This window comes from Streptosporangium carneum (assembly GCF_027922005.1).
Lineage (GTDB): Bacteria > Actinomycetota > Actinomycetes > Streptosporangiales > Streptosporangiaceae > Streptosporangium > Streptosporangium carneum.
This window is the reverse complement of sequence record NZ_BSEV01000001.1, coordinates 94,447-119,769: the sequence shown is the minus strand read 5'-3', so window position 1 is coordinate 119,769 and position 25,323 is coordinate 94,447. Positions and strand designations below refer to the sequence as shown.

The 25,323-nt window shown below is 67.4% G+C and carries 23 protein-coding genes, 1 tRNA gene and 1 pseudogene; 13 read left to right on the top strand and 12 right to left on the bottom strand.

Features of this window, described 5'->3' with window-relative positions; translation table 11 throughout:
* Positions 1-183: 183 nt before the first annotated feature.
* Together PKF00_RS00570 and PKF00_RS00565 are read left to right on the top strand one after the other, a co-directional pair.
* Positions 184-1,695, top strand: a complete 1,512-nt coding sequence (locus PKF00_RS00570; protein WP_271215311.1) for an alpha/beta hydrolase — start codon at positions 184-186, stop codon at positions 1,693-1,695.
* A gap of 66 nt (positions 1,696-1,761) precedes the next feature.
* Positions 1,762-1,838: transfer RNA gene (locus PKF00_RS00565), tRNA-Thr, on the top strand.
* A 162-nt stretch (positions 1,839-2,000) separates the two neighbouring features.
* Here the strand turns inward: PKF00_RS00565 and PKF00_RS00560 are convergent.
* Positions 2,001-2,330, bottom strand: a complete 330-nt coding sequence (locus PKF00_RS00560; RefSeq protein WP_271215310.1) for a hypothetical protein — start codon at positions 2,328-2,330, stop codon at positions 2,001-2,003.
* A 239-nt stretch (positions 2,331-2,569) separates the two neighbouring features.
* On the opposite strand from PKF00_RS00560, the gene PKF00_RS00555 reads away from it, so the two are divergent.
* Positions 2,570-2,878 carry a hypothetical protein gene (locus PKF00_RS00555; protein WP_271215309.1) on the top strand — a complete coding sequence of 103 codons (309 nt, stop codon included), beginning with the start codon at positions 2,570-2,572 and terminating at the stop codon, positions 2,876-2,878.
* 91 nt (positions 2,879-2,969) lie between these two features.
* Here the strand turns inward: PKF00_RS00555 and PKF00_RS00550 are convergent.
* A pseudogene (locus PKF00_RS00550) lies at positions 2,970-3,200 on the bottom strand (tyrosine-type recombinase/integrase); the annotation flags it as partial.
* A gap of 961 nt (positions 3,201-4,161) precedes the next feature.
* On the opposite strand from PKF00_RS00550, the gene PKF00_RS44560 reads away from it, so the two are divergent.
* From PKF00_RS44560 to PKF00_RS00540, 3 genes are all read left to right on the top strand, one after another.
* Complete coding sequence (locus tag PKF00_RS44560; protein ID WP_369011153.1) at positions 4,162-4,572, top strand: peptidase inhibitor family I36 protein; 411 nt, start codon at positions 4,162-4,164, stop codon at positions 4,570-4,572.
* A gap of 37 nt (positions 4,573-4,609) precedes the next feature.
* The gene (locus PKF00_RS00545) at positions 4,610-5,590 is read left to right on the top strand and encodes a hypothetical protein (RefSeq protein ID WP_271215308.1); all 981 of its coding nucleotides are present in this window, start codon (positions 4,610-4,612) and stop codon (positions 5,588-5,590) included.
* Positions 5,591-6,361: 771 nt separating this feature from the next.
* Complete coding sequence (locus PKF00_RS00540; protein ID WP_271215307.1) at positions 6,362-6,964, top strand: hypothetical protein; 603 nt, start codon at positions 6,362-6,364, stop codon at positions 6,962-6,964.
* Positions 6,965-7,342: 378 nt separating this feature from the next.
* On the opposite strand, the gene PKF00_RS00535 is transcribed toward PKF00_RS00540, so the two are convergent.
* Positions 7,343-8,215 carry a LysR family transcriptional regulator gene (locus PKF00_RS00535; protein WP_271215306.1) on the bottom strand — a complete coding sequence of 291 codons (873 nt, stop codon included), beginning with the start codon at positions 8,213-8,215 and terminating at the stop codon, positions 7,343-7,345.
* 82 nt (positions 8,216-8,297) lie between these two features.
* Here PKF00_RS00535 and PKF00_RS00530 point away from each other — a divergent pair, with 82 nt between their 5' ends.
* The 5 genes from PKF00_RS00530 to PKF00_RS00510 are packed head-to-tail and all read left to right on the top strand — an operon-like array spanning position 8,298 to position 12,360.
* Entirely contained in the window at positions 8,298-8,753 is a 456-nt protein-coding gene (locus PKF00_RS00530) for a nuclear transport factor 2 family protein (RefSeq protein ID WP_271215305.1), read from the top strand.
* Complete coding sequence (locus PKF00_RS00525; RefSeq protein WP_271215304.1) at positions 8,750-9,430, top strand: SDR family oxidoreductase; 681 nt, start codon at positions 8,750-8,752, stop codon at positions 9,428-9,430. The genes PKF00_RS00530 and PKF00_RS00525 overlap by 4 nt, the downstream gene beginning before the upstream one ends.
* Positions 9,431-9,452: 22 nt before the next feature.
* Positions 9,453-10,283 (top strand): NAD(P)H-binding protein, encoded by an 831-nt coding sequence (locus PKF00_RS00520; protein WP_271215303.1) that lies wholly within the window; start codon positions 9,453-9,455, stop codon positions 10,281-10,283.
* A gap of 34 nt (positions 10,284-10,317) precedes the next feature.
* A complete protein-coding gene (locus PKF00_RS00515) occupies positions 10,318-11,448 on the top strand; it encodes an MBL fold metallo-hydrolase (RefSeq protein ID WP_271215302.1) in 1,131 nt (376 codons plus the stop codon).
* A gap of 18 nt (positions 11,449-11,466) precedes the next feature.
* On the top strand, positions 11,467-12,360 hold the full coding sequence (locus tag PKF00_RS00510) for an alpha/beta hydrolase (protein ID WP_271215301.1): 894 nt from the start codon (positions 11,467-11,469) through the stop codon (positions 12,358-12,360).
* Positions 12,361-12,441: 81 nt separating this feature from the next.
* On the opposite strand, the gene PKF00_RS00505 is transcribed toward PKF00_RS00510, so the two are convergent.
* Positions 12,442-15,183: a helix-turn-helix transcriptional regulator gene (locus PKF00_RS00505; RefSeq protein WP_271216328.1), complete on the bottom strand. Its 2,742-nt coding sequence runs from the start codon at positions 15,181-15,183 to the stop codon at positions 12,442-12,444.
* 145 nt (positions 15,184-15,328) lie between these two features.
* Here PKF00_RS00505 and PKF00_RS00500 point away from each other — a divergent pair, with 145 nt between their 5' ends.
* Entirely contained in the window at positions 15,329-16,090 is a 762-nt protein-coding gene (locus tag PKF00_RS00500) for a DUF2306 domain-containing protein (protein WP_271215300.1), read from the top strand.
* Between the two features lie 69 nt (positions 16,091-16,159).
* On the opposite strand, the gene PKF00_RS00495 is transcribed toward PKF00_RS00500, so the two are convergent.
* Positions 16,160-16,891 carry a TetR/AcrR family transcriptional regulator C-terminal domain-containing protein gene (locus PKF00_RS00495; RefSeq protein ID WP_271215299.1) on the bottom strand — a complete coding sequence of 244 codons (732 nt, stop codon included), beginning with the start codon at positions 16,889-16,891 and terminating at the stop codon, positions 16,160-16,162.
* A gap of 326 nt (positions 16,892-17,217) precedes the next feature.
* Here PKF00_RS00495 and PKF00_RS00490 point away from each other — a divergent pair, with 326 nt between their 5' ends.
* Positions 17,218-18,255, top strand: coding sequence for an RDD family protein (locus PKF00_RS00490; RefSeq protein ID WP_271215298.1), 1,038 nt, complete (start codon positions 17,218-17,220; stop codon positions 18,253-18,255).
* A 116-nt stretch (positions 18,256-18,371) separates the two neighbouring features.
* Here the strand turns inward: PKF00_RS00490 and PKF00_RS00485 are convergent, their stop codons facing one another.
* From PKF00_RS00485 to PKF00_RS00455, 7 genes are all read right to left on the bottom strand, one after another.
* The gene (locus PKF00_RS00485) at positions 18,372-18,791 is read right to left on the bottom strand and encodes a CoA-binding protein (protein ID WP_271215297.1); all 420 of its coding nucleotides are present in this window, start codon (positions 18,789-18,791) and stop codon (positions 18,372-18,374) included.
* A 557-nt stretch (positions 18,792-19,348) separates the two neighbouring features.
* The gene (locus PKF00_RS00480) at positions 19,349-20,425 is read right to left on the bottom strand and encodes a hypothetical protein (protein WP_271215296.1); all 1,077 of its coding nucleotides are present in this window, start codon (positions 20,423-20,425) and stop codon (positions 19,349-19,351) included.
* The gene (locus PKF00_RS00475) at positions 20,422-20,754 is read right to left on the bottom strand and encodes a PadR family transcriptional regulator (protein WP_271215295.1); all 333 of its coding nucleotides are present in this window, start codon (positions 20,752-20,754) and stop codon (positions 20,422-20,424) included. The genes PKF00_RS00480 and PKF00_RS00475 overlap by 4 nt, the downstream gene beginning before the upstream one ends.
* 581 nt (positions 20,755-21,335) lie before the next feature.
* Entirely contained in the window at positions 21,336-22,928 is a 1,593-nt protein-coding gene (locus tag PKF00_RS00470) for an alpha/beta hydrolase (protein WP_271215294.1), read from the bottom strand.
* Positions 22,929-23,180: 252 nt separating this feature from the next.
* Complete coding sequence (locus PKF00_RS00465) at positions 23,181-24,143, bottom strand: NAD(P)-dependent alcohol dehydrogenase (protein WP_271215293.1); 963 nt, start codon at positions 24,141-24,143, stop codon at positions 23,181-23,183.
* A 164-nt stretch (positions 24,144-24,307) separates the two neighbouring features.
* The gene (locus PKF00_RS00460) at positions 24,308-25,018 is read right to left on the bottom strand and encodes a DUF4386 domain-containing protein (RefSeq protein ID WP_271215292.1); all 711 of its coding nucleotides are present in this window, start codon (positions 25,016-25,018) and stop codon (positions 24,308-24,310) included.
* 78 nt (positions 25,019-25,096) lie between these two features.
* Positions 25,097-25,321, bottom strand: a complete 225-nt coding sequence (locus PKF00_RS00455) for a helix-turn-helix transcriptional regulator (RefSeq protein ID WP_271215291.1) — start codon at positions 25,319-25,321, stop codon at positions 25,097-25,099.
* Between the last annotated feature and the right edge of the window lie 2 nt (positions 25,322-25,323).

The following is a 25,323-nucleotide window of genomic DNA, read 5'->3' as shown; positions in this document are numbered from 1 at the left end:
ATTGATCGTCATGTTCCTGTGGAGTGAGGGGAAAGACATACCTCAGCATCCCTGATCCGCTCCCTCCGCGCCGGTGGTTTCGTGGGCGTACGATGCCAGCGGTAGACGACCCGCCAGTCACTTCGCGCATCCCGGCTCCCGTGCCGCGCCGTCGTGTGGCCTGATCTATGGAGCGGATGAGGCGTGAGACTCCCCCGTACGGCCGCCGCCCTCGCGGCGCTGGCCCTGTTCACGACGGCCTGCAGCGGGGCCGGGGCAACGGGAACCGGGGCCGCGAACGGAGGGGCGGAGGCGGGCAAGGCCTCGGGGAAGCCGAGCTCCACGCTCGCGTGGACCGGCTGCGGCGACGATTTCGAGTGCGCCAGGCTCGGCGTCCCCCTCGACCACGGCAAGCCGGACGGCGAGAAGATCGAGATCAGCCTGATCCGGTTGCCCGCCACGGGTGACCGGATCGGCTCGATCCTCATCAACCCCGGAGGGCCCGGCGCCTCCGGCGTCGACTACGCGCGCAACGCGAGCTCGGTGCTGAGCGACGCCGTACGAGCCCGTTTCGACGTGGTGGGATTCGACCCGCGCGGAGTCGGCGGCTCCTCGCCCGTCCGATGCCTGCCGTCGAACGAGCTGGACGCCTTCAACGCCCTGGACAGCTCGCCCGACTCGCCGCAGGAGATCGCCGCGCTGGAGGAGGGGGCGCGCCACTACGTCGCCGGATGCCAGGCCCGCTCGGGCAAGCTCCTGCCGCACGTCGGAACCGTCGACGCGGCGAAGGACATGGACCTGCTGCGCGCCGCCCTCGGCGACGAGCGCCTCACCTACCTCGGCAAGTCGTACGGCACGCAGCTCGGCGCGGTCTACGCCGACCTGTTCCCCGAGCGCGTCCGCGCCCTCGTCCTCGACGGCGCCGTCGACCCCTCGCTCTCCCCGTTGGAGATGAACGCCACCCAGGCCCGCGGCTTCGAGGTGGCCCTCGACGCGTTCCTGGAAGACTGCCTCACGGCCGCCGGCTGCCCCTTCGACGGCACGGTGGAGTCCGCCCGGGGCCAGATCGCCGACCTGCTCCGCAAGACGGACCAGGCCCCCCTCACCAACAGGACCGCCGACCGCCGCCAGGTCAGCGAGTCATGGACGGTGCTGGGCCTGGTCACCCCGCTCTACGACCGGCAGGCCTGGCCGATCCTGCGCAAGGCGCTCGGCGAGGCGCTGAAGGGCGACGGGACCACGCTGCTGCGCATGGCCGACCTGCTGGTCGACCGCAACCGGGACGGCAGCTACTCCAACCAGACCGAGGCCAACAGCGCCGTCAACTGCGTCGACTCCTCCTTCCCCCAGTCCTCCTCGGACTTCGCCGCCGCGGCCCGCGACTCCCTCAAGGACGCGCCGATGTTCGGGCCGTACATCATGTGGGGATCGCTGCCCTGCGCCTACTGGCCCGTCAAGCAGGTCCCCCGCCCCAAGATCGACGCTCCCGGCGCCGCCCCCATCATGGTCGTGGGAACCGAACGCGACCCGGCCACGCCGTACGAATGGGCGAAGTCCCTGGCAGACCAGCTCTCCTCGGGCATCCTGGTCGACTTCGACGGCGACGGCCACACCGCCTACCGTTCCGGCTCGACATGCGTGGACCGCCTGGTCGACGACTATCTGATCAACCTGGTCGTCCCCAAGGACGGAGTCCGCTGCCCGAAGATCAGCTGATTCGGGGGCGCGAGAAGCCCCAAGAAGCCTGTAGACTGCCGTAGGCCGTGCGAAACATCACGGCACGCCGCCTTAGCTCAGTCGGCCAGAGCACTTCACTCGTAATGAAGGGGTCTGGGGTTCGATTCCCCAAGGCGGCTCCAGATCAGAGGCCCCCACCGGGTTCCGGTGGGGGCCTTTTGCGTAGCCGTACAGCAATGCGTACAGCTACCTCTACGTTCAAGCAGGTCAGTGATCTATTAGCCGCGCGGTGACGGCCGGTTGGAAGGCGCGAAACGTCGAAGAGGCGTTGGCGTCGCCCTCGATCAAAGGATCTTGACGATGAACAACTCGCCGTTGTCTTTCTGGCGGACCAGCAGGTCGTTGCCTTTGGAAGCCTCGGCTTCCACGTACTCGTAGAGCGTGATGGCTCTGTTCACTAGGTCGGTCTTCGAGAAGCCGGTGCGTTCTTGGAGTCTCTGGAGTTGTTCAGAGACTCGCGGGACCAGCCCCACTGTTATCCGCTCGCTCACTATCTGTCGAGCTTGAGGGGGAGTCGACTCCGAAGGCATGGCATACCTCGCACAAGTAGCTGACCCGTCTGGCGGCTCGGGGTCACTCAGCTGATAGTCGCACATCGGCAGGCGATCAACCATGTAGGAGCAGCAGACTTGCAGCAATTTGATGCATATATGTGGTTACCTTGATACCCTACTTCGAGTGGGCCTCGACATGTGACTGAGGCTCAAACGTTGAGGAGGTAGAGGCATGGAGCTAGTTCCGGACCGATTCTCGGCCGAGCCCCTTACTCCGGATTAGCTTGCGCCGGGAGTCGCTTCAGAGGGCGCGAATATGTTCCGCACTGGGCGGAGCTGTGCCCTGAGAGAGGAGCGACATGCCCACCAACCCCGCCTCCATCCACTCCACTGACGAAGCCCCTAGCGACGCCGCGAATCTTAAGATTTCCCTTCAGTCCCCTGACGGGTTGGACGTGACTGCTTCGAGCGAGATGCGTGGCCCTCACCTGGGCCGCTTCTGGGATGCTGTGATCACCGTTGCCGCGATGGCCGCAGCTACGATCGTTCCGCTTCTGAATGCGAAGGATCTGGCGATGCTCCCTGCACATCTGACGATCGTTGTCATGGCGATCCCGGCGGTCACTGCCCTCTCGATCTTCGCTCTGTGGCGTTCCCGCCGGAGCTAGAATTCCCTGGTAGCCCGTACGCATCAAGGCCCTCCGGTAAACCGGAGGGCTTTTGAGCTTAAGGTGACATGCCTGTGACGGCAGGGTAAACCTACGGAAGGTGTTCGCCGAGGCCTCGGTTCAGGCGATCCAGAGCCTTCCGTGTCTCTGGCGTCAGTACCTGTGTATAGACGTCCATTGTCATTGAAATCTGCGAGTGCCGGAGGATGCGCATCGCGACACGGGGGTGAACATCGAGCGCGGCCAGGAGCGAGGCGCAGGTGTGCCGGGTGTCGTGAACGCGTATCCGGGGGACGTCGGCCTTCTCGCAGTAGCGCTCGAAATCGGCTCTGGTGTTCGCCGGCCTGTCTAGTGATCATGATGTCCCGCCAGCCGGTAACCCATAAAGCCCCAGGTGGGAACGCCAAGCCAGACGTTATGCGTTCAAGATCATCAGACTGCGCCAGCTCTGGATGAGAACTTTCTCCACGTCTCTGAAGGCGATCCGCCTTCGGCGTCTTGCCGCGCGTCGGGCGGTCGCCGGCCGCGCTGCGGCTCTTCGGCCGGTCGCGGCCGGCACCGCCCACGCGCTTGGATTACCAGCTGGCGAGTCCTGCGAGACGAGAAGGCTCTTTTCCGGTGTTGTCGAGGTGACGGCCATGATGATCGCTCACTTCGGCACTGACCGTAGCCAGTCGGGGCGATCGGCTGCCGCGGCCCTCCTTCGGTGGGTCTTGCCATCGAATGACGCAGGGTGGATCAAAATTGACGCTTTGCGCGTGTTGGCTGGGGTTTGGTGATTAGAGTCTTCATCGCACGGGATGCTGTGAGTCCATCGCCGGGGCATTGTTTCGTCTCGGGAGAGACCAGGCAGGTATGACTAAATGGACATAAACGGGTATGGCTAAATAGACATAAATAGGATGGGTGAGCGTATCCCATGAGCTGTCGCCCTATGACATGGCGATCAGCGCCTATGGTGGCGCGGTGCTGGTCAGGGCCGGTGGGGGAGGTCGCCGATGCCGGGTTTGGTGAGGGCGCACAGGGCTCAGGTGGGGCGAGAGTCTCGATCGCAGCAGAGTCCGATGCTTCAATTATTATCACTTAAAGAAATTGATAAACTGCGGATAGTGACGAATCTAGTCTTCGATGTCAAATATCACGCAAAAACGATCCGATCAAGATCTTGAAATAGGCCTTTAGGTATTGCAGTATGGCGCTATGGGCACGCCGCCCACCTTGGTGTCAAGGTGACAAAATTAGCGGACGGGGCAAATTTTGGCGGCGATTCAGAAAGGAACTTCATGCTTAAAGGCGCCATCTTTAGAAGCGTGGCTGCAGTAGCGATTGCAGGAGGCCTGGTCGGTGCGTCAACCGTCGCTCCCGCACAAGCCGACAGTACTTGCGCGAGCTCCAATTTCTGCGCATGGACAGACATCTCGTACTACGGATCCAAAGCGTCTGCGACGGTGGCTGTCGAAGAGTGGCACCAGGCGGCCGGAAGTCTCTCCGCCTGGAAGGTTCTGGTAACAGACGATGCCTCCTGGAAGAACCGCTTCACCACACTCTACTGGGTGTGTGTTTACGATACCGGGTTCTATGTGGGGCCCACTGTTTGGCTCCGACAGAATCAGAGCTTCTCTAGTGTTCAATCTGGTATGCAGGATAATTCCGGCGACAGTCATCGCGGGCGAAGCTCAACTCAGACCTGCTAGGTCAGGGCCCCCTCTATAAAGAATAGGATCATTGGAAATGTCGTTTGTTTCAAGGGTGAAGAAGCGGCCCACGGTCACTGCGGTAGCCGCGCTGGCGGTTTCAGCGACATTGGCGGGCGGAGGGCTTCTGGCTAACGCGTTCGCAGCCGATTCCAGTGCACAGGGCGACCTGGCCCCTACCCCGCTGGCCGGCCATGACCCTGCTCTCCGCTCGGAGATAACAACGCTTTTCTCAGGGGCGAGTAGACAGTACGCCGCGCAGGAGGAGCTTGTCAGGCGTTGTATGGAGGGCAAGGGCTTCACGTACGTCAAGAACCCCACACCCCAGAGCGATGTTGTTCCCACCGTGGGCGAGGACAACTATGGACAGTCGCTCCAGGCGGCAAGTGCCACGGGATATCGTTCCGCTGAGATCGTCGGAGACTCGCCGGCGGACATCGACCGTTCTGGGGTGCAGAAGCTTCCAAAGGACCAGCAGCAGAAGTGGGGTGACGCTCTCCTGGGTCCGGGCGACGCGCCGGAGATCACCGTGGACATACCGACGTTCGGCGAGGTGGGCACTCCGGCAGAAGGCTGTCTGACGGAGGCGCGGCGAACCCTCTACGGCTCGATCGAACAGTGGTTGAAGCTGGATTTCCTCTCCGGAAATATCCTTCTGCAGGCGCAGAGGAGTGCTCGGGCGGACTCCAGGGTCTCAGAGCTCAACAGTTCATGGTCGACTTGCATGGTCGAAAAGGGACATAAGGGTATCGGAAGCCCTGATGATGCACGGGCGGAGGCAAGAAAGATCCATGCCACTCTGGGGATCGGCTCCTCAGAGGCCCGAGACAAGGAGATTCGCATCGCAGCTGCCGATGCCGAATGCGATGCAAAGATCGGTTACGGGTCGAAAAGGCGGGCGATTGAAGATGATTACTACCGTAAGGTTCTTGTGAAGTACAAGACGGAGATTGCAGCCCTGCGCAGCATGAACACCAAGGCGTCTGCTCGTGCGGACGAGATCCTTCGTGGGGCCTGAAGCGCCTCTGGCGTACGAAAAGAACGTCAACAAGCCTATCGACAGGTCGACCCAGGTCAACGAAGGCGTCGGCCGTGTAGGACAAGGATAGGCCAGGCACTTCCCAGGAGGTTCCAGCTGACTCGAAGCTGGGGCGAAGACGTTGCCACGTCTCGGCGCTGGCGTTGAAACGCTGAAGGTCGGGCCTCTGCTCCTGTTGTGTACAGCAGCGCTGTACGACAACACCGTCTTACGCGATCACATTCCACCGCACCGCATCTACCGCCTGACCAGGATGTGAGTCCTCCGACCTGGACCCCACAGTTGACTCGTAATGAAGGGGTCTGGGGTTCGATTCCCCAGGGCGGCTCCAGGTCAGAGGCCCCCACCGGGTTCCGGTGGGGGCCTTTTGTCATCCCTCCTGCTGACGCTGTACGGCGAGGCCGGATCGCCGGGCCGGGTTCCCGCTTGCTGTCGGACCTCGCCTCCACTGAGCGAGGAGCGGCCAAGGACAAGAACAACTATTCCGTTCGAGCGGTCTACGCCAGCTGCGACCAAAAGCACGGAGACGCTCTCCAGGCGTTTTACGGCGAACGCCGACTCCTCGCGTGCGACCCCGAGAAAACCTCCACCGAGATCAGCGAGAGCCCTTTCTGGGGTGAAGATCGTAGAATGAGGGTCGGGTGATCGGGTCGTAGTCAGCTTTATCTGTAGACAGCGGGGTTGCCGGGTGACCGCCTGGTGACCCCGTACTCCATTTGTCCGGCAGGGCCACGGTGCGAGAGTGAGAAGATGAAGAATCCGGAGCTGGCGCTTCCCGAGGAAAACCAGTGGGACCTGCTGGTCGAGCACAGTCTTTACTATTACTTCCATGGACTCTGGGTCGAGAGCGACGATCCGGAAGAAGTGTCCCAGCTACTCCGGGTGGATCTGGACACGAAGCTGAATTGCGATCTCGAAACGCTGATCGAGATGTACCAGGGGCGGCCGGCGGACACCGTCTGGATCGGCCCGCACGCGCCTGGCTGGACGCACGTTCTCGCCTTCGGCCTTTATCCGTACCACCCCGCCATCCGCAACCTGGGAAAACGACGCGTCTTCCAGATCCGTTACGACGACGACCGCTGTCTCCTTGAGGGGCTGTACCTCTACTACGACGGCGCACAGCTCGGATACGCCGGTCCGCCGGACGAGGAGGGACACATGGACCTCCCTGACCACAGGCCGTATGCGAACGGGCTCGCGCTCAGTGAGGATGGAAGCCACAGGCAGCACCTGCATCTCATGTTGTGCATGGTGGGCCGAATCACAGGACGCTTCCTCGACCGGGAATGGTTCGCGTCGACCCGAACCCTTTACCGCATCCCCGAGGGAACGTGGGAGGAGGCCTGGTGACAAGCCTCTTGGTCGGTGGTGGGCGGCCCCCGGGGGAAACGGTCCGAGAACGCCTGGAGAAACGGCTCGCTCGCTGCGAGAAGACACTCTCCTGAAGAGACAGGCAACATCGAGGCGACCGCGGATGCCAACAACAGTCCTGGACAACCATGGACTGAGGGATCCCGTGGAGCCCGCTCGACCGGGCCAAGAAGACAGCCGTGGACGGTTCTGGACGATCGTGTTCTAAATCGTAGTGAAGGGGGCTGGGGTTCGATTCCCCAAGGCGGCTCCGCAGGTCAGAGGCCCTCTGGGGTGATCCCGGAGGGCCTCTGACGTGTCCGTACGGCGGTGAAACACAGCAACGGCGTCAGCCGTCGAGGGCGGAGTCCTGCCGCCTCACCCAGGCGTTCTTTCGGGCGACAGGGCCTCGACCAGGTCGCGGATGGCGCTGCGATGATCGCCGGGGCGCCATGCGAGGGCGAGCACGCTCGGGGACAGACCCGTGACCGGGATGGTCATGATCCCCGGCCGTCGGTAGATCTCGGCGTTGCCGGCGGCGAGCAGGACGACGGTGTCGCCGCTCTCAAGCGCCGCGAAGGTCTCCTCGGCGTTCGTCACGGTCGTGCAGACCACCGGTGGCCGCCCGCCGCGCTCGTCGGTCGCGAGCCAGTGGTCGCGGAGCGGGCCGGCGCTTTCGGGGAGTGCCAGGAAGCTCTCGTCCAGGAGCTCGGCGAAGTCGACCTTGTCCCGTTCGGCCAGCCAGTGGTCGTGCCGGAACGCGACCCAGCGCGGCTCTCGGGCCACGACGCGGACGTTGAGATCGTCCTGGCCGGGGAACGGCAGCCAGACGAACGCCACGTCGACCTCGCCCTCGGCCAGGCCCGCCGTGGGGTCGGTCCAGTTGACCTGACGCAGCCGCAGGTCGCAGCCCGGACGGCGTTCGGTGAACCGTTCCCGCAGCGTTCCCAGGAGGCCGCGTCCGACACTGGTCGACATGCCCACGGTCAGCCGTGAGGATTCGGCGGCGGCGGCGTCGCCGACGACCCGCTGGACCTCGTTCCACTGCTGGAGCAGCTCGCGGGCGGCCGGCAGCAGCGCCTCGCCCGGCGCGGTGAGCCGCACCGTGCGCCGGTCGCGTTCGAACAGCCTCACCCGCATCAGCTCTTCGAGCTGGCGTATCTGCTTGCTGAGCGTCGGCTGCGAGATGAACAGGCGCTCGGCCGCGCGGGTGAAGCTGAGCTCCTCCGCGACGGTCACGAAATACCTCATGTCACGCAGATGAGCATCCATAGCTATTGGCTATTACAACAGATATTGGACGTGCCGAAAAGGGTGACGCCACGATTGCGGCATGAGCACTACGGAGGATCGCCTGGCGATCATCGAGACCTGCACCCGCATGGCATGGCACGCCGACCAGCGCGAGTGGGACCGTCTGGGCGAGGTGTTCGCGGACTCGGTGACCCTGGACTACACCAGCCTGAACGGCGGCGAGCCCGCCGTGCTGACGCCGGCGCAGATCGTCGAGGCGTGGTCGGGCCTGCTCGGCGCGTTCGACGCCACGCAGCACCTGATCACGAACCACCTGGTGACCGTCGACGGCGACACCGCGGTCTGCACGGCGTCGTTCCAGGCCACGCACCGCCTCACCGATCCGTTCGGCTCGTCGCTGTGGACGCTGGGCGGCACCTACCGCTTCGACCTGGTCCGGTCGGACGACGCGTGGAAGATCGGCGCTGTGGTGATGACCGCCACCTGGGCCGACGGCAACCGGAACCTGATGTCCCTGGCGGTGGGAAACGGATGATCGTCCTCGTGACCGGCGCCAACCGGGGGATCGGCCGGGAGGTCTGCCGCGAGCTGGCGGCACTCGGCCACACCGTCCTCCTCACCGCCCGATCGCCGGAGGCGGCCGAGACCACGGCCAGGGAGCTCGGAGGCGACGTCGTCCCACTACGGCTCGACGTCACCTCCGAGGAGGACATCGCGGGGGTGGCGGCCGCTGTCGCCGAGCGGTACGGGCGGCTGGACGTTCTGGTCAACAACGCCGCCATCACCTACGACACCTGGCAGAGCGGTGCGTCCGCCGACCTGGACGTTGTCCGCGAGGCCGCCGAGACGAACCTGTACGGTCCCTGGCGGCTGATCCAGGAGCTGCTGCCGCTCCTGCGTGAGAGCGCGCACCCCAGGATCGTCAACGTGTCCAGCGAGGCGGCCTCGCTGACCAACATGGGCGGCGGCACCCCGGCGTACGGCACCACCAAGGTGGCCCTCAACGCCCTGACCCGCATGCTGGCGGCGGAGCTTCGCGGTGACGGCGTCCTCGTGAACGCGATCTGCCCGGGCTGGGTCGCGACGGACATGGGAGGCCCGGGCGGCCGTCCCGTCTCCGAGGGCGCGGCCGGCGTCGTCTGGGCGGCCACACTGCCCGACGACGGCCCGACCGGCGGGTTCTTCCGCGACGGCCGTCCCCTCCCCTGGTGAACACCCTGCGAAGGACAATGAAATGATCTTGGTGACGGGTGCGACAGGAAACGTCGGCTCCGAAGTGGTCCGGGCCCTGGCGGCAGCCGGTGAACCCGTCCGGGCGCTGGTGCGGAAGCCGGACACCACACCGCTGCCGGACGGCGTCGAGGCGGTGACGGGCGACCTCAACCGGCCGGAGAGCATGACCGAAGCACTGGACGGGGCCCGCGCGGTGTTCCTGCTCCCCGGGTACGAGGACATGCCGGGCCTGGTGGCCGAGGCTCGGCGTGCGGGAGTGGAACAGGTCGTGCTGCTGTCCGGCGGCTCGGCCGGGAGCCGCGACATGACCAACGCGGTGACCCGTTTCATGGCCGCGTCCGAGTCCGCCGTGCGGGAGTCCGGGCTGCCGTGGACGTTCCTGCGGCCGAGCGCGTTCATGTCCAATGCTCTGCGCTGGCTGCCGCAGCTCCGGTCCGGAGACCGGGTGCGGGTGCCGTTCCCGGACGTCCGCACGGCGAGCGTCGACCCGCACGACATCGGGGCCGTCGCCGCCCGCGCGCTGCTGTCGGAGGAGTACCGGGGCGAGATCCTCCGGCCGACGGGTCCGGTCGCGATGCCGCCCGCCGACCAGGTCGCTGTGCTGGCCGAGGTCCTCGGCCGTGATCTGGAGTTCGTGGGCCTGACGAACGAGGAGGCGCGCACCGACCTGCTCGCCACCATGCCCGTCGAGTACGTGGACGCGTTCTTCGACTTCTCCGTGAACGGCTCGCTCGACGAGTCGGTCGTCCGCCCGACCGTCCGCGAGGTCACCGGCCGCGAGCCCCGCACCTTCGAGCAGTGGGCACAGGCCCACGCGGACGACTTCCGCTGAACCCGCTCGCATCCCCATTCCACGAAGGCTCCAGATGAACCAGAGACTGCGGCGCCTTCTCGCCGCAAGCTCCGCCGCCGCATGCGCGATCGCGTCGGTGGCGGGCTGTTCGAACGACGACCGGACCGTGGCGCCGCCCGCGCGAAAGGCGGAGCCGGGACGCTTCGCCTCGTCCAACCCGGGTTCGGTCAACACCTACTGGATCCAGGCGCCGGAGGGCCTGGTCCTCGTCGACACCCTGCGCACGCCGACCGACGCTCGGAAAGCGGTGGCGGAGATCAAGAAGACCGGCCAGCCGGTCGCCGCCGTCCTGCTCACCCACTCCCATCCCGACCATGTGGGCGGGGCGAGCGCCTTTCACGAGGCGTTCCCCGAGGCCCCCGTCTACGCGTCCAAGGCGACCGACAAGACGATGCGGGAGGACGATCGGGGCTTCTACCCGCTGGCCCGTTCGGCGAACGCGGACTTCCCCGCCACGCTCACCTACGCCGACCGGACCTTCGAGGACGGCGCACCGTTACAGGTCGGGGGCCTCCGCTTCGAGACCGCCACGTTCGCCCACGGCGAGTCCGACATCGCGAACGTCTACTACCGTCCCGAAACCGGTGACCTCTTCTCCGGCGACCTGGCGACCGGCAAGGTCACGCCCGCGCTGATCGAGGGGGCCAGCTGTGGCTGGCTCCAGATCCTCGATCAGCTCGGTGGGCGCTTCTCCGGGGCCAGGACGATGTACCCGGGACACGGTGCCGCAGGCCCGGCCCGCGCGTTGATCGACGAGCAGCGCCGGTATCTCCAGGTGTTCCGCGGCCTGGTCCGGCCGGCCGTCGCCCCGGACTCGCCCGAGGGCAGGACGGTCGGCCCGGGCGAGCAGAAGTCGATCATCGCCGAGCTGGACCGCGCCTACCCCGGCCGTCCACCGGTCGCGGACCTTCCGACCATCGTGCAGGAGAACATCAAGGCCGTCGCGCGGGAGCTGTCCGCCGAGGACCCCGCGAAGACGCCTGCCGCCTGCGCGGACACCCCCCACGAAGGGACGGACGGGCTGCTCGCGCCGGTGAGCGCCTACGTCACCGCGGTCAACGGCCGGAACCTCGACGCGCTGGCGGGAGCATTCACCGTCGACGGCTCGTCCATCACCAAAGCCGAACTGACCTGTGCGAACTGATCGAAGGAGCGAACGTTCATGACCACTGTGCAGAAGGTGACGTTCTCCGCCGGCGACGTGACGCTGACCGGGAACCTGTTCCTGCCCGGCGACACCGGCCCGGCACCGGGCATCGTGGTGGCGGGCACCTGGACGAGCGTCAAGGAGCTGATGGCCGACCGGTACGCCGAACGGCTCGCCGACCGCGGGTTCGCCGCCCTGTCCTTCGACTTCACCGGCTACGGCGAATCCGAGGGCGAGCCTCGCGACTACGAGGCGCCGGAACGGAAGGTCCGCGACATCAACCACGCGGTCACCTTCCTCGCCGGACACCCTGCGGTGAACGCCGCCCGTCTCGGCGCGCTCGGCGTCTGCGCGGCCGCGATGTACATGAGCGGGAACGCCGTCGGCGATCCCCGCGTCCGGTCGCTGGCGCTCGTCGCGCCCTGGCTGCACGACCCCGAGATCTGCCGGGAGGTGTACGGCGGTGAGGAGGGCGTCGCGGGCAAGCTCGCCGAGGCCGCACGGGCACGCGCGAGGTACGAGGCGACCGGCGAGGTCGAGTACGTGCCGGTCGTCAGCGGCTCCGATCCACGCGCCGCCATGCCGTTCGACATCGACTTCTACCTCAACCCCGATCGCGGCGGCATCCCCGCCTGGCCCAACCGCTTCGCCGTCATGGCCTGGCCGGGCTGGCTCGCCTACGACTCCATCGCGTTGGCCCCGCAGATCACCCAGCCCACCCTGCTCGTGCACAGCGAGGACGCCGCCATCCCGGACGGGGCACGGCGCTTCCACGCCGCGCTGGCCGGGCCCAGGGAGTTCGTCTGGACCGAGGGCGACCAGTTCGCCTTCTATGACCAGGAACCGCAGGTCACGACGGCGGCGGACGCCGCAGCGGCCTACTTCACCCGCACGCTGCCCCGCCGGTAGCCGGATGCCCGGCCTTGCCGGGAGGTGCTCAGAGGGCCCCGTCGAGCGTTCACGGATCCCGTACGAGCGGGCACGCCTTCGTCAGTCGAGGTCGAGGTCGCGGAGTTCGGCGCGCGTGGAGATCCCGAGTTTGGGAAACGTCCGGTACAGGTGCGAGCCCACCGTCCGCGGGCTGAGGTGCATCCGGTCACCGATCTCGCGGTTGCTCAGCCCTCTCGCGGCGAGCCTGGACACTTCCAGTTCCTGTGGGCTGAGCAGGGCTGCGACCGCCCGGCCCGGGCGGGGCCGGGCGCCGCCGGCCGCACGGAACCGGGCGAGGGCACGCCGTGCCCAAGGTTCCGCCCCGAGCGCCTCGAAGGTCTCGCTCGCAGCCCTGAGCATCGCCCGGGCCTCGCTCCCGCGGTGGTTGCGGTGCAGCCACTCGCCGTACAGGAGTTCGGTCCGGGCTCGGTCGAAAAGGCGCTGATCGAGCCCGCCGCTCGCCAGCGCGCTCCGGTAGTGCGACTCGGCGTGGGCGTCGTCCGAGAGCATCGCGTGGGAGAGATGACTCCTGCTCAGGGCCACCGGCCCGCGGACACCGGCGGTCCGAGGCGCCATGGCCTCGACGATCAGCCGGGCCGGCTCCGGGGTCCCGGCGTGTACGGCGGCCTCGACCAGGTCGGGGAGCATCGCGAGAGCGACGAAGTCATTGGATTGAGGCGAACCCCGCTCGAACAGGCGCGTCAGCTCTGCGAACGCCTCCGCCGACGCGCCTTCCCCCAGTGCCAGCAGCCCCAGCGCGCCGGTCGCCGTCGCAGCGGCCACGCGCTCGCGCAGCGGGAACGCGATCTCCAGTGCCCGTCGGGCATACCTGCGGCAGGCCGCGGCCTCGCCGCGCACGGCGGCGAACCGCGCCGACTGGGCGAGGAAGTTGGCCGTCCAGCCCCGCTGGCCGGTCTCGTAGCTGAAGCGGAGACCTTCCTCGGCATGCGCGGTCCCCTCCGCCCAGCGCCCGAGCCGGAACTCGATGTCGGCATGGTAGAACAGCACCTCGGTCAGCAGCGCGGCAGAGCCCTCGGCGCGGACCCGGCGGCCGGTGGCTTCGACGAGCCGGAGGGCCTGGTGGTCGTCGGGCCCCATCCAGCCGATCACGGTCGCCCACATCCACTGCCGCTCATCGCCCCCGCCTCGGCCCCGAGGCATGGCGCCTGGCAGCTCCCACAGCTCGGCCCCGGTGACGACGCCCTCGAAGCCGCCGAGGAGACCTTCGGCGGCGCGGAGCGTCGCGGGTGAGCAGTCCAGGTCGGTGATGCGCCGGGTCGCCAGCAGCGACGCCTCCATGTCACCGGCGTGCAACGCCGATCCGGCCGCGAGCAGGAGGGTCCAGGCGGCCTCCTCGGGCTCGGTGGACGCCATGAGCTCGGCGCACCGCATCAGGTGTGAGTAGGCGATCGCGGGGTCCCCGTCGTACAACTCGATGATCCCGTTGAGCTGGGCCAGTGTCACGGCGGGCACGGGCTCGGCCATGACCTGGTCGACGAGTGTCCTGGCCAGGCCTGGCCGGCCCGCGTCCAGCGCCACGAAGGCGGCGGTCACCGTCCTCTGGCGGCGGTCGGCGGGCGACTCGCTGAGCCGCGCGGCATGCCGCAGGACGGAGATCGCCGCCGCCGCGCCGCCGCGCCGCCGGACGGCGTCGGCGCTGTGCTCCAGCGCGGTGGCGATTTTCTCGTCCGGTGCGGTCGTGGCCACGGCGCGGTGCCAGATCGCCTGGTCGTCCCGTCCGGTCGCGCTCAGGTGCGCGGCGATGGCCAGATGCGCGGCGCGGCGGTGGTCGAAAGGCGCGTCCGCGTAAACGGCGGAGCGGATCAGCGGGTGCCGGAAGCCGACCCTGATCCCGTTGAGCCGTACCAGTCCCGACCGCTCGGCCGGGCCAAGGGCGTCGGCGGGCAGGCCCAGCCGGGCGGCGGCCCCGAGAACGGTGCCGGCGTCCCCGGTCTCCTCGGCGGACGCCACCAGCAGTGCCGCACGGCCGTCCGCCGACAGGGCTTCGACCTGGCGCAGGAACGCCGCGCGCACTCTGGTGCTCACGGGCAGGGTTCCGGTCATGGCGAGGTCGGGCACGGCGCGATCGGGATCGTCGAGCCGGGCCAGTTCGATCAGGGCGAGCGGGTTGCCGCCGGTGGCCGTGAAGAGGGCGTCGCGTTGGCGGGCAGGCAGCGTCCAGCCGTGCTCCTCGAGCAGCGGCGCGGCGTCTTCCGGAGGCAGCCCGTGCAGCACGAGTTCGGTCAGTCCGGCCGTGTTGACCGGCAGCGGTTCGGGTTCGCGTACGGCGAGCAGCATCGCGAGAGGCTCGTCGGCCAGCCGGCGAGCGGCGAACAGCAGGGCGGCCGCGGAGGCGTGGTCCAGCCACTGCACGTCGTCGACGACGACCAACAGGGGGCGGTTCGCCGCCGCCTCCGCGAGCAGCGTGAGCACCGCCGCCGAGACCAGGAAGTCCGAGACCGGGAAGTCCGAGACCGGGAAGTCCGGGGCCGCGGAGTCGGTGAGGCCGAGCGCGCCGCGCAGCGCCTCTGCCTGGACGCCGCGCAGCGCGTCAAGGTGATGGAGTACCGGCCGCAACAGCCCGAGCAGCCCGCTGAACGCGTGTTCGACCTCGGACTCGACGCCGGCGCACGTGAGCACACGCATGGGCTCGGGGGCCGCCGCGCTCTCGGCGGCATGGCGCAGCAGTGCGCTCTTGCCGATGCCCGCTTCGCCGCGCAGGACCAGCGCCCCGCTGCGTCCGCCTCGCGCGTCGGCGAGAAGCCGGGCGATGGCCTCTCGTTCCCGGTGTCGGCCGTGCATCACGGGCGGCTTCCACTTCTCCGCCGGAGGTGTCCCGGATGACTGCAGTCGGTTCGACTCTGGCTCCGGATTCGTGTCCCCCGCGAGGCTGGCCGCAACGGGCGGGCGGTGCGAGCCTGCCGCGACTTCGGTGAGGAGGCCTGTTGTGACCAGGACGTTGACGGGATCGGGTCCGGTGCCCGGCGAGGACGGGACGGGGACGCCGCCTTCGCACTCGGCGCCGCGTTCACGGCGTCGACGCCAGCTGGGCTGGATCATTCCGCTGTTCATTGTGATGCTCGCGTTCGCGGTGTACTCGGTGCCGCCGTACCTCACCTTCGACCCGGCGCGATCACGGGTTGCGCTGTCCGGTTCACCGCCATTTTTCTACCCCCTGCTCGTGGCGCACATCATCTTCGGCACGGTGGCCCTGGTGGCAGGGTGCTTCCAGGTGTGGCCCTGGTTCCGCCGCTCCTACCCCAGGGCGCACCGCTGGACGGGGCGGGCGTACTTCTTCCTCGGTGTGTTCCCCGCAGGCGTCGCCGTTCTCGGGGTCGCCCCGTTCGGCCACACGGGTTTCGGAGGGAACACCGGGAACACCGTGCTGGGCGTGGTGTGGCTGCTGACCGGGTTCGCAGGGTGGCGGATGGCTCGGCAGCGCCGGTTTCCCGAGCACCGCAGGTGGATGATCCGCAGTTTCGCGCTGACCACGTCCATCGTGGCCAGCCGGCTGTGGGCCGGGGTGCTGTTCGCCGTCCAGCTTCCGCGGCTCGACAGCGTCTACGGTGGCGACCAGCAGGCGATGATCGAGGCGATCGGCTCCGCAGGCGTATGGCTCAGCTGGGTCGTCAACCTGCTGATCGTGGAATGGTGGCTGGAACGCACGGACCACACCGGCAAGCCCAAGTCCCGCAGGCGTCCGCGCTGACGTGCCGCCTCCGCGTCCACGGCCGCCTCTCTCGCCCAGGGCGCCGGCACCCTTGACCTCGATCACGCCTCAGCCTTCCTTCCGCCGGGCGACGAGTGCCTCGATGCCGTCGAGGAGCAGGGTGAGGCCGAAGGCGAAGTCGGCGTCCTCGACCCACTCCGGTGCGACGCCGAACGCGCCGGACTCGAGCGCCGCCGTCAGCCCCGGGTAGCCGTCGGCGTCGACCAGTCGGGTGAGCATCGCGGTGTAGCCGTCCAGGCCCTCGCCTCCCGCCTCGTCGACCGTCCCGCTCATGGCGGTGGCGAGGGTGGCGGCACTGACGGCGTAGGCGGACAGGGTGGCGGTGATGTTGACGGCCTCCGCCGCCGTCAGGCCGGTGCCGGTCAGCGCGGTCAGCGACCGATCCAGCCAGCGCAAGGTGCACGGGCCGACGGGCGGGGTGAGCGGCGCGACCTGTAGCAGCCACGGGCGGCTCGCCAGGAAGTCGCGGTTGGCGCGGGTCCAGGCGGACAGATACCCGCGCCAGGAGAGGTCGCCCTGCTCCGGCGGTTCCGGCGCCGCCGCGTCCACCATCGCGGTGAGCAGGTCGTCCTTGCTGGTGACGTAGCCGTACAGCGCCATCGTGGAGACGCCGAGACCGGCGGCCACGCTGCTCATCCGCACGCCGGCCAGACCTTCCGCGTCCGCGATCGCGATCGCGGCGTCGGTGATCTGCTGGAGTGTCAGGCCGCGGCGAGGTCCGCGGCGAGACACGAGCTCCCGTCCCCACATCCGGGCGACGACCGTCGGGAGATCGCGCATCGCACACCTTTCTGACTCCTAATGCCGTACTGAATACAGTGTATGTGGTACGGAGAAGGAGGCGATGACGAGCTTGGCGAGCCCTGGGCCGGCTGCCGAGCAGGAACGTCTCCACCGCCACCTGCCGCGCGGCCCGCGCGCCCCTCGGTCCCGTCCTGCTGCCGGCCCTCGCGGAATCACGAGCCCTGGGCCTGCTCGTCAGCACTGCGGCGCCAGACCCGGCCGTCGCATGTCTGCCGGTTCGTCGGCGTGTCGGTAAGGTGTCGCTCCCAGAGGGAAAGTGTCGCTCCCAGAGGGAAAGTCGCTCCCAGACGGAAAGGAGCACCTTGCCGCAGTTCTCCCGACTGTCACGGTCAGCGACGGCGGCGTGGGTGGCGGCTGCGGCCATCGCCGCCTTCCCGACCTGGGGGCTGTGGCGTGAGCGACCCGAGCCTGAGGAGTTCACCCAGACCTCCGGGAACATCTACGAGCTCATATGCCGGCACAGCGGTGGAACGACGCTGTCACCGCTTGCCCCGCTGCGCCGTGATCTCGAAGAGGTCATGGAGATCACGGAGGGCTGGGCGGTTCCGGCCCTGGTGGTCCTTCTCGGCCTTCTCGCGTGTCTGGGCCGCGGAGATCCGGGGGTGACAGGTCGGCGGGTGGCGGGGCTCCTCGTCCTGAGCGCGGTCGTCGAACCTCTCGCCTCGTTGCACAGCGATCGGAAAGGCTGCGACGAGACGCCGCTGTTCAGCGCCGACTGGTTCAAAGGGGTGGCCGATGGCTGGGGGATCACCCAGCTGTGTCTCCTGGGGGCCGCGGCGCTGGTGTTCGCCGCGTCGCGGGCGACGCGGTCCGTCACCACGGACGAGCCGGACGAGCCACAGGCCGACACGGTGTGGCGGCAGGCGACGGCGGCCCTGGTCGACTATCTGATCGTTGTCGCGGCCTTCAGCGCTGTCGTGGGGGCGGCCTGGCCCTTGGTCGACGTCGGTTTCAAAGTCCATATGGGAGCCGGACTTCTGGAGCGGGCCGACGCGTACGTGTTCCGGGGCAGGGTGAGGCCCGCGGAACTGGCCGTCCTGGCCGGGGTGTTCCTCTACTTCTGGGTGCAGCACGCCCTGTGGGGGCGGACGCTCGGCAAGCGACTGCTGGGCGTTCGCGTCATCGCCGCGCACACGGGCGGACGGCCGGGCGTGGGCAGGGCCGCGCTCCGCGCGCTGGTCTTCCCCCTCCTCGCCTTCGTCCCCGACGTCGGGCTGTGGTGTCTCCTCGCGGACGGGCTGTGGGTGCTCTTCGATCCCGAAGGCCGTGTTCTTCATGACCGCTGGCTGGGCGCCGCGGTGGTGCGCGACCGGGTACGGGACGCTCAGCCGCAGACCTGACCAGGCCCCCGGTTGCATGCGGACAGCCGCAGACCTGACCAGGCCCCCGGTTGCATGCGGACAGCCGCAGACCTGACCCGGTACCCCGGTTGCGCGCGGAACTTTCGAACAGGCGCTCAGACGCCGCCGCGCAGTGCCCACTCGACCGCCGGGCAGCGGTTCATGACAACGTCAAGCCCGGCGTCGAGCGCCCGCCGGGCGGCGGCCTCGTCGATCACCCCGAGCGGCAGCCAGACCGCTCCCGCGCCCGCCGCGATGGCCTCGTCCACCACCTGGCCGGCGTGCTCGGAACGACGGTAGACGGCCACCACGTCCGCCCTGTCCGGCACCTCGGACAGCGACCGGTGTCCGGGCTCACCCAGCACCGCCCTGCCGTCCGGGTGGACCGGGATGACCCGCTTTCCTCTGGACTGGATCCGGCGGGCCTGGTCGTAGGCCGTGCGCTCAGGGTTGTCGCCGAGCCCGACGAACACCCAGGTGTGCGCGTGGTCGAGCAGGCGCTTGATGACACGCTCGTCGGCGAAACGATCCTCCATGGTCGGGTCAACACAACCGGCGTCTCACAGCTTCCCGAACCCCGAGGAGAGGAGACCGGCCGGGATCCTGTGAGGTCGACGGGAGGGGGCGGGAGGAGTTCAGGCGAGAGTTGATGGGAGTGTTCGAGCGGGACCGGGATCGGGCGGCGGCGCCGTACCGGCCGCAGGAGGCCCTTGGACGCTCATCGTCGAGTCCTGGGGGCGGCGACAGTCTTATCAGCCCTTTCTGTACGTCTTCAAAGGTGAGCGGCTTTCGGCGTCTCGCCGCGCGTCGGGCGGTCGCCGACCGCGCTGCGGCTCTTCGGCCCGGTCACGGCGGCACTGCTTACGCGCCGACGTCCACCAGGCGAACCCACGATCAGGGGAAGGTTTCCACCGGTTTGAGTGAGCTGTCCGCAAGGGCCGCCGCCCCGCTTCCGGTGCTCGGGCCCGGCGGCCCTGCGCTCCGGGGCCGGTGGCCGTCGGACAGCCCGGGTTGTTCGAATGTCGAACAGATGTGGTTCGGCCGGAGCTTTTCAGCCGGCCTGTTGGTTCGCAGGCCGGCTGAAAGAGAACAATCATTTCACGCGCTTCCTGCGCCGCCGAATTTCAACGCGGAGGTGTCTGCGGAAGTTCTTTATAATAATGTGAAAAACCGCTCCGCTGCCTACTGCGACCAGGATCGCTACGCGGGGGTCCGTATCGTGATATGTGTCTGCTCCGACCCACAGGAGCGTGACTATCAGAACGGGCCAAGTGCGCAGGTTCGAGGCCAGTATCCAATGTGCGGCGCGCCGGAAGGCCTCGTTCCGGGGCCGCTTGGAACCGCCGCTCAGCCCTCGTCGTAGCTGCCAGGCTCGGCTCAACTGCAGCACTGCGTACCGAACTTGCACGGGTCTGGTTGCTTTCGCTGCGATCAGATCCCAGATTTCGGCGCGAAACTCCTCTGTGTAACGCGCTTTTTGTTCTTTAGGGAGAAACCAAATCGTGAGATCCACCAGGCGGCGAACCGGTGATGAGATCGCCACCCAGGAGGGTATCTCGATCAGATCCGTTTCAACGGTTTCGTCTCCTTGCTGAAGCTCTAGATACAGTGCTTCAAGTTTACGGGACTGATCGTAGGCCTGGATGACAGTAAGGGTGATCTCCTTGACAAGGCTTGCCAGGCGGCCAAAGTCTCGAAAATGGTTTTGGTTGTAACGGAGGTTGTGATCATTGTGGAGGGTGACGAGCTTGCCGAGGGTGTAAGCGACGACTTGGTCGAGTCTGCGAACATGGTCGAGAACCGAGGAGAGGGCGTCTGCAAGGCTGCCGATGTGGCCGAGGTCGCGCTGCTCGTCGATACTCTTGATGATTTTTCGTACTCGCCGAAGGCCGCCGTCCAGGTTCCGTGCGCTGACCAGAGCTTGCCGAAGTGATTTCTTGATATCATTTCCCACATTGATGTCAACGCCTTGAGCGGCCTTTCTCCGGAGGGCCTTGATGATATCTCGAGTGATCTCGTGGGCGTAGCTGAGGTTGCGGATCAAGCCATAAGCGGGCTCGGCCTCTCCTATGTTTTCGAGCTTACGGATGAGGGCGACAGAATTATCGAAGCTGAAGCTGTCCTCATTCTTTCGCGATGACTCGTCCGGGGGGAAGGATTGATTGTTCATGCGTTACCGTCGGCGATCCTGCGTAGCGTGGCGGGCAGTATCTTCGCCTTGCTGGAAGACCGCGCGAGCGCAACACGAGCATCCTCTGCCCCATCCTGAGTGAACCGATAGTAGCGACGACGGGGGCGTCCGACTTCCTGCGGAGGGGTGTCTTCGAAACGGGACTCAAGCCAGCCGACAGCCTCCAGACGGGCAAGAATGGGATGAATGGTGCCGCTGGGCAATCCTGCCATGGCACATATTTCCAGTCCGTACATCTCGCGAGCAAGATCGCTGAGCAGTGCACGCAGAACGAGCTGGGTCGCCAACGTCATTCGCGGATTTCCCATGCTCTAACTCTAGCTAGGGGTCGGTGCTGGGAGGCGGTTTTATTGAGATTGTGTGATGGATCATCCAACCTGGTGTCAAGATTTTCTACCGTGCGGTAGAAGTTTCTAAGGCTAAAAAGCGAAATTTGCGTCGATTTGAGGGCGAAGTGGACCTGAATAATGAACTCATCCAGCACGGCCCACCACTACTCCGCCCTTTTGGGCGGACACCCTGCTGACAGTCCGCGGATCCGGCGGCTCCACCTGCGGCAGGACGAGTGCTCGGGAATGGTCGGTCTCAAACACGGAGATCACGGCGTTCATGAACATGGTCTGCCCACGATGGTGCGCCGCTCGCACAGTGAGCACCGAATCTCCCTTGGCCTCAGCGGCTCGGTCGCCTCGTCGAGCAACGATTCCTTGATCCGGTTCAGGGTCGTGGTGTCTCGGCCGAAGCAACGGGCCACCCAGATGTCATGATCCTTTGTCCATCAGTCGTCGAGGTGGAGGTGCACAGCGGATCAGGGGCCCTTGCGAGAGCCCGGACCGCCTCGTTCGAGAGCTTCGGCGAAAGGCCACCACCGTGGGGCACGGCGCACCCCTCACCCCGCCGGGGCGCCGTCCCTGTCGCAGGTGACGTCGCCGTCGGGCAGGACGCCGTCCACCAGGTACCGCTCGACGGTGGCGTTGACGCAGGAGTTGCCGGCTCCGAGGTAGGCGGCGTGGCGGTAGGCGCCGCGCAGGGTGACCATGCGGGAGCCGGTCAGCGCCCGGTGCATGACCTGCTGGCCGAGGTAATGGGAGGCGGGGTCGCCGTCGTTGCCCGCGATCAGCACCGGGACGTCGTTGCGGATCGTGGTGGTCGGCTCCACCGGCGCGGTCGGCCAGAACGCGCACGGGGTGATGTTGCGGATCAGCGGTCCGAACAGCGGCTCGTCGGCGCGGTGCGCCTGGATGTCGCGGAAGTAGGTCTCCGGGTCGCGCGAGGCGGCCCGGTCGGCGCAGATGATCGGGGCCTGGGCTTCGAGCGCGCCCGCTCCGGTGAACAGGCTGTCGAGGGTCGCCTTCAGCGACGGCGGGGCAGTGACCACGGTGCCGCGGGCGGCGTCGGCCAGCGTCCGTACCTGGGTGGCGAAGTCGGCGTAGGCCTCCGCGCTGTCGTTGTAGAGGCTCCCGAAGAGCAGGTAGGGGACATGGTGGGAGTCGACCCGGTACTCACCGATCCGCAGCGGGCGCCGGGCGGCGGCCTGGTTGACGCGGTTCACGGTGGCCAGGACCTCGGCGGTGGTGTCGCCCAGGCCGTGCTCCTTGTCATGCTCGGCGGCCCAGGCGGCCCAGTGTTTCAGGGCGGCGGTGATGGCCGGGGCGTTCCTCGACAGCAGCCTGGGCCCGTAGACGTCGGGGTCGACCGCGCTGTCCAGCACGATCCGGCCGGCGTTCGCGCCGAACATCTGTGTGTAGACCGCCCCCAGGTAGGTGCCGTAGGAGTATCCGAGGTAGGACAGTTTCTGCTCGCCGAGGGCGGCGCGGATCACGTCCATGTCGCGGGCGGTGTTACGGGTGGAGGCGTACGGCAGCACGTCGCGGTTGCCCCGGGCGCACCCGGCCGCCAGCTCCTTCATCAGGGCCGCGCTCTCGTCGAAGGTGCGGCGGTTCGGGCCGGCCGAGCGCAGGAAGGTGCCGGTCTTCCACCCGCAGTGGATCGGCGTGCTACGGCCCACGAAGCGCGGGTCCATCCCGATCAGGTCGTAGTGGGACCTGAGGGCGGGCGACCCCTGAGCGAGGGCCACCACCAGGTCCAGTCCGGACGCTCCGGGGCCGCCGGGGTTGGTCAGCAGGACGCCCCGGCGTTTGGCGGGGTCGGTGGCCTTGATCCGGGAGATCGCCACCTTGATGGTCCGCCCGCCGGGCCTGCGGTAGTCCAGCGGGACGACGACCTCGGCGCACTGGGCGCCCGCCGCGTCCAGGGTCTCGCCGGCCTTGTCGTCCGGTCCTGTCCTGCAGCCGTGCCAGTCGAGCCTCTGGTGGTGGAAGCGGGCCGGCCCGTCGGCTCCCGCGGGGGTTTCCGCGACGGCCGGGGCGCTGGTCAGGCCGAGACCGGTCAGCGTGAGGGCGGCCGCGGCTGCCAGGGCCCGCAGGCCGCGCCGTCCGGTGGAGCCGGGTTCGGCCGGACAGGAGACAGCGGCGTGCGACATGGGGACTCCCTGCTTGATGGCCTGCTTGCGGTGCTGTCAAGCATGGCGTCGGGGGTGAGTCATGATCAATCCCGCTCGCTGGAGTCGTGACGGTACAGCCAGCGCTACCGTCGCACCGGGACCGGGTCTCCGCCGCGCATGGGCCTGCGGGGAGTCCCGCGGCGTCCTTATACGCGTCCAGTGTGGCTTCGGCGGTCTAAAGCCGCGGTCAGCGGGCCTCGGCTCTGACCTCCTGCTGGCGGCGTGCGGGCCTTACTCCAGAGTTATTACGACATTTCCGATTTTGTGGCCTGCTTCGACGTAGCGGTGGGCGTCGGCGGCCTGTTCCAGTCGATAGCGCCGGTCTATGACGACTTTGAGGCTGCCGGCTTCGACAAGCTCTCTGAGGAAGCTCAGTGCTTCGTTCTTCTCGACGGACATGCCGGTCATCACCCGCCGGCCTCCCGTCATCGACGTCCACAGCATCAGGACGTTGTTCATCAGCCCGGCCGTCGGAAGGTAGCACCCGTCGTCCTTCAAGGCCCCCCTGCACCGGAAGAACGAACTCTTGGTCACGGTGTCGAAGATGACGTCGTACGTCTCGCCGCCCAGGGTGAAGTCCTCCCTGGTGTAGTCGATCACCTTGTCAGCCCCCAGAGACCTGACCAGTTCCAGGTTCCCGGTGCCGCACACCCCGGTCACCTCCGCCCCGAAGTGCTTGGCGAGCTGTACCGCGTACGTGCCGATGCTCCCCGAGGCGCCGTTGACGAGGACTTTCTGGCCGCGTTGGACGTTTGCCTTGTCCCGGAGGAAGAACAGCGCCGTCGACGCCCCGTCGACGACGGCGGCGGCCTCCTCGTAGGTCAGGTTGACGGGCTTCAGCGCCAGCGACCCCTTCTCGGGCAGGCGTGCGTACTCGGCGCAGGCGCCCAGGGTGAAACCGGTGAACCCGAAAACCTGGTCGCCCCTTCTGAACCGCCGTACGTTCCTGCCCACCGACTCGATCTCCCCGGCCACTTCGAGGCCAAGGGTCCGCATCCGCTTTCGCGGTCTGCTGAGACCAAGAATGACTCGGCCCCATAACGGCTTTCCCCTCCGCATCGTGCACTCCGCCGACGTCACCGACGTCGCCCGCACCTTTATCAGCACATCGTCGTCACCCGGAGCCGGCTTCGTCACCTCCTGGAGCGCGAGAACATCCGGAGAGCCGTACCGGGTGAACACCATCGCCTTCATCCGCGCGCCCTCCTCGTCTGGCCGGGTCATGTCTCCCCTGTTCGTCCGGTGAGTTCGACGACGGCCGGGGGGCCGTCATTCGTCTGATGCGGTGCCGAGGGCTCCTCCGCCGAGAGCCGGTCGCCGGCTGGGGGACGCGGCCCGCCTTCCGGGAGACCTCGGGTTCACGGGGTGACCGGTGCGGGGCGCGTCGCCTTGGGCGTTCTCACGCCGATCACGAGCAGGTACCCGACCATCCAGAGTTCGGCGACGGCGGCCGGCGTGGTGAGGATCGCGGAGAGGGTCTCCCCGAGATCCGGCAGGAGGAATCTCGTCAGGGTGTCGAGCAGGTAGCCGAAGCACGCGATCATCAGCACGACGCCCAGGGCACGCGGGAACATGCCCGAGGTGTAGACGAGGTACCCCATCGGCAGCAGCCACAGGCCGAACATGATCCCGCCGATCGCGTACCCGTACCAGTGCATGTCCACCAGGAGCAGGACCAGGGCGTCGGACCCGCCGGTGCCCGGGGCGGCGGCGTAGGAGGCGTCGGTGGCGACCAGCAGCGCGGCGAAATGGAAGATCAGGTTGACCAGGATCATCCCCGTGCCGATGGCCATGAAGACCACCAGCGCGGCTGCGACGTCCTTGTTGACGTGCTTGAAGAGCCGGTAGAGCGTCATCGCCACCAGGATGGAACTGGTGGCGGTCAGCAGGTCGGCCACGAAGCCGAGCCGGAAGAGGGTCGCGTGCGCCACGATGTTCTCGGTGGTGGCGGCGGCGTCGCCCGGCACACGTACGGCGGCGCGGGCATAGAAGTGGGCGAAGAACCCGCAGAGGGCGACGATGAGGTAGAGGACTCCGGCGATTCTGGCCACGCGCTTGGGCGAACTCATGGTTTCTCCCTGATTTTGGGCGTGCTGTGGAGGGCCGTGGGCAATCCCCTTGTGGCCCCGGGGTGTCGGTGCGGGGGTCTAGTCCTCGGTGTCCGGATACTGGAAGACGTGGTCGAGCGGCGCCTTGAACACGCGGGCGATCTGGAAGGCCATTTCGAGAGAGGGCGAGTAGCGTCCTTGTTCGATGGCGATGATGGTCTGCCGGGTGACGCCGACGCGTTTGGCGAGATCGGACTGGGTCATCTCGCCGTGGGCGAACCGCAGGGCGCGGATGGAATTGGTGACCTTGGTGGGCTTGCCCATGG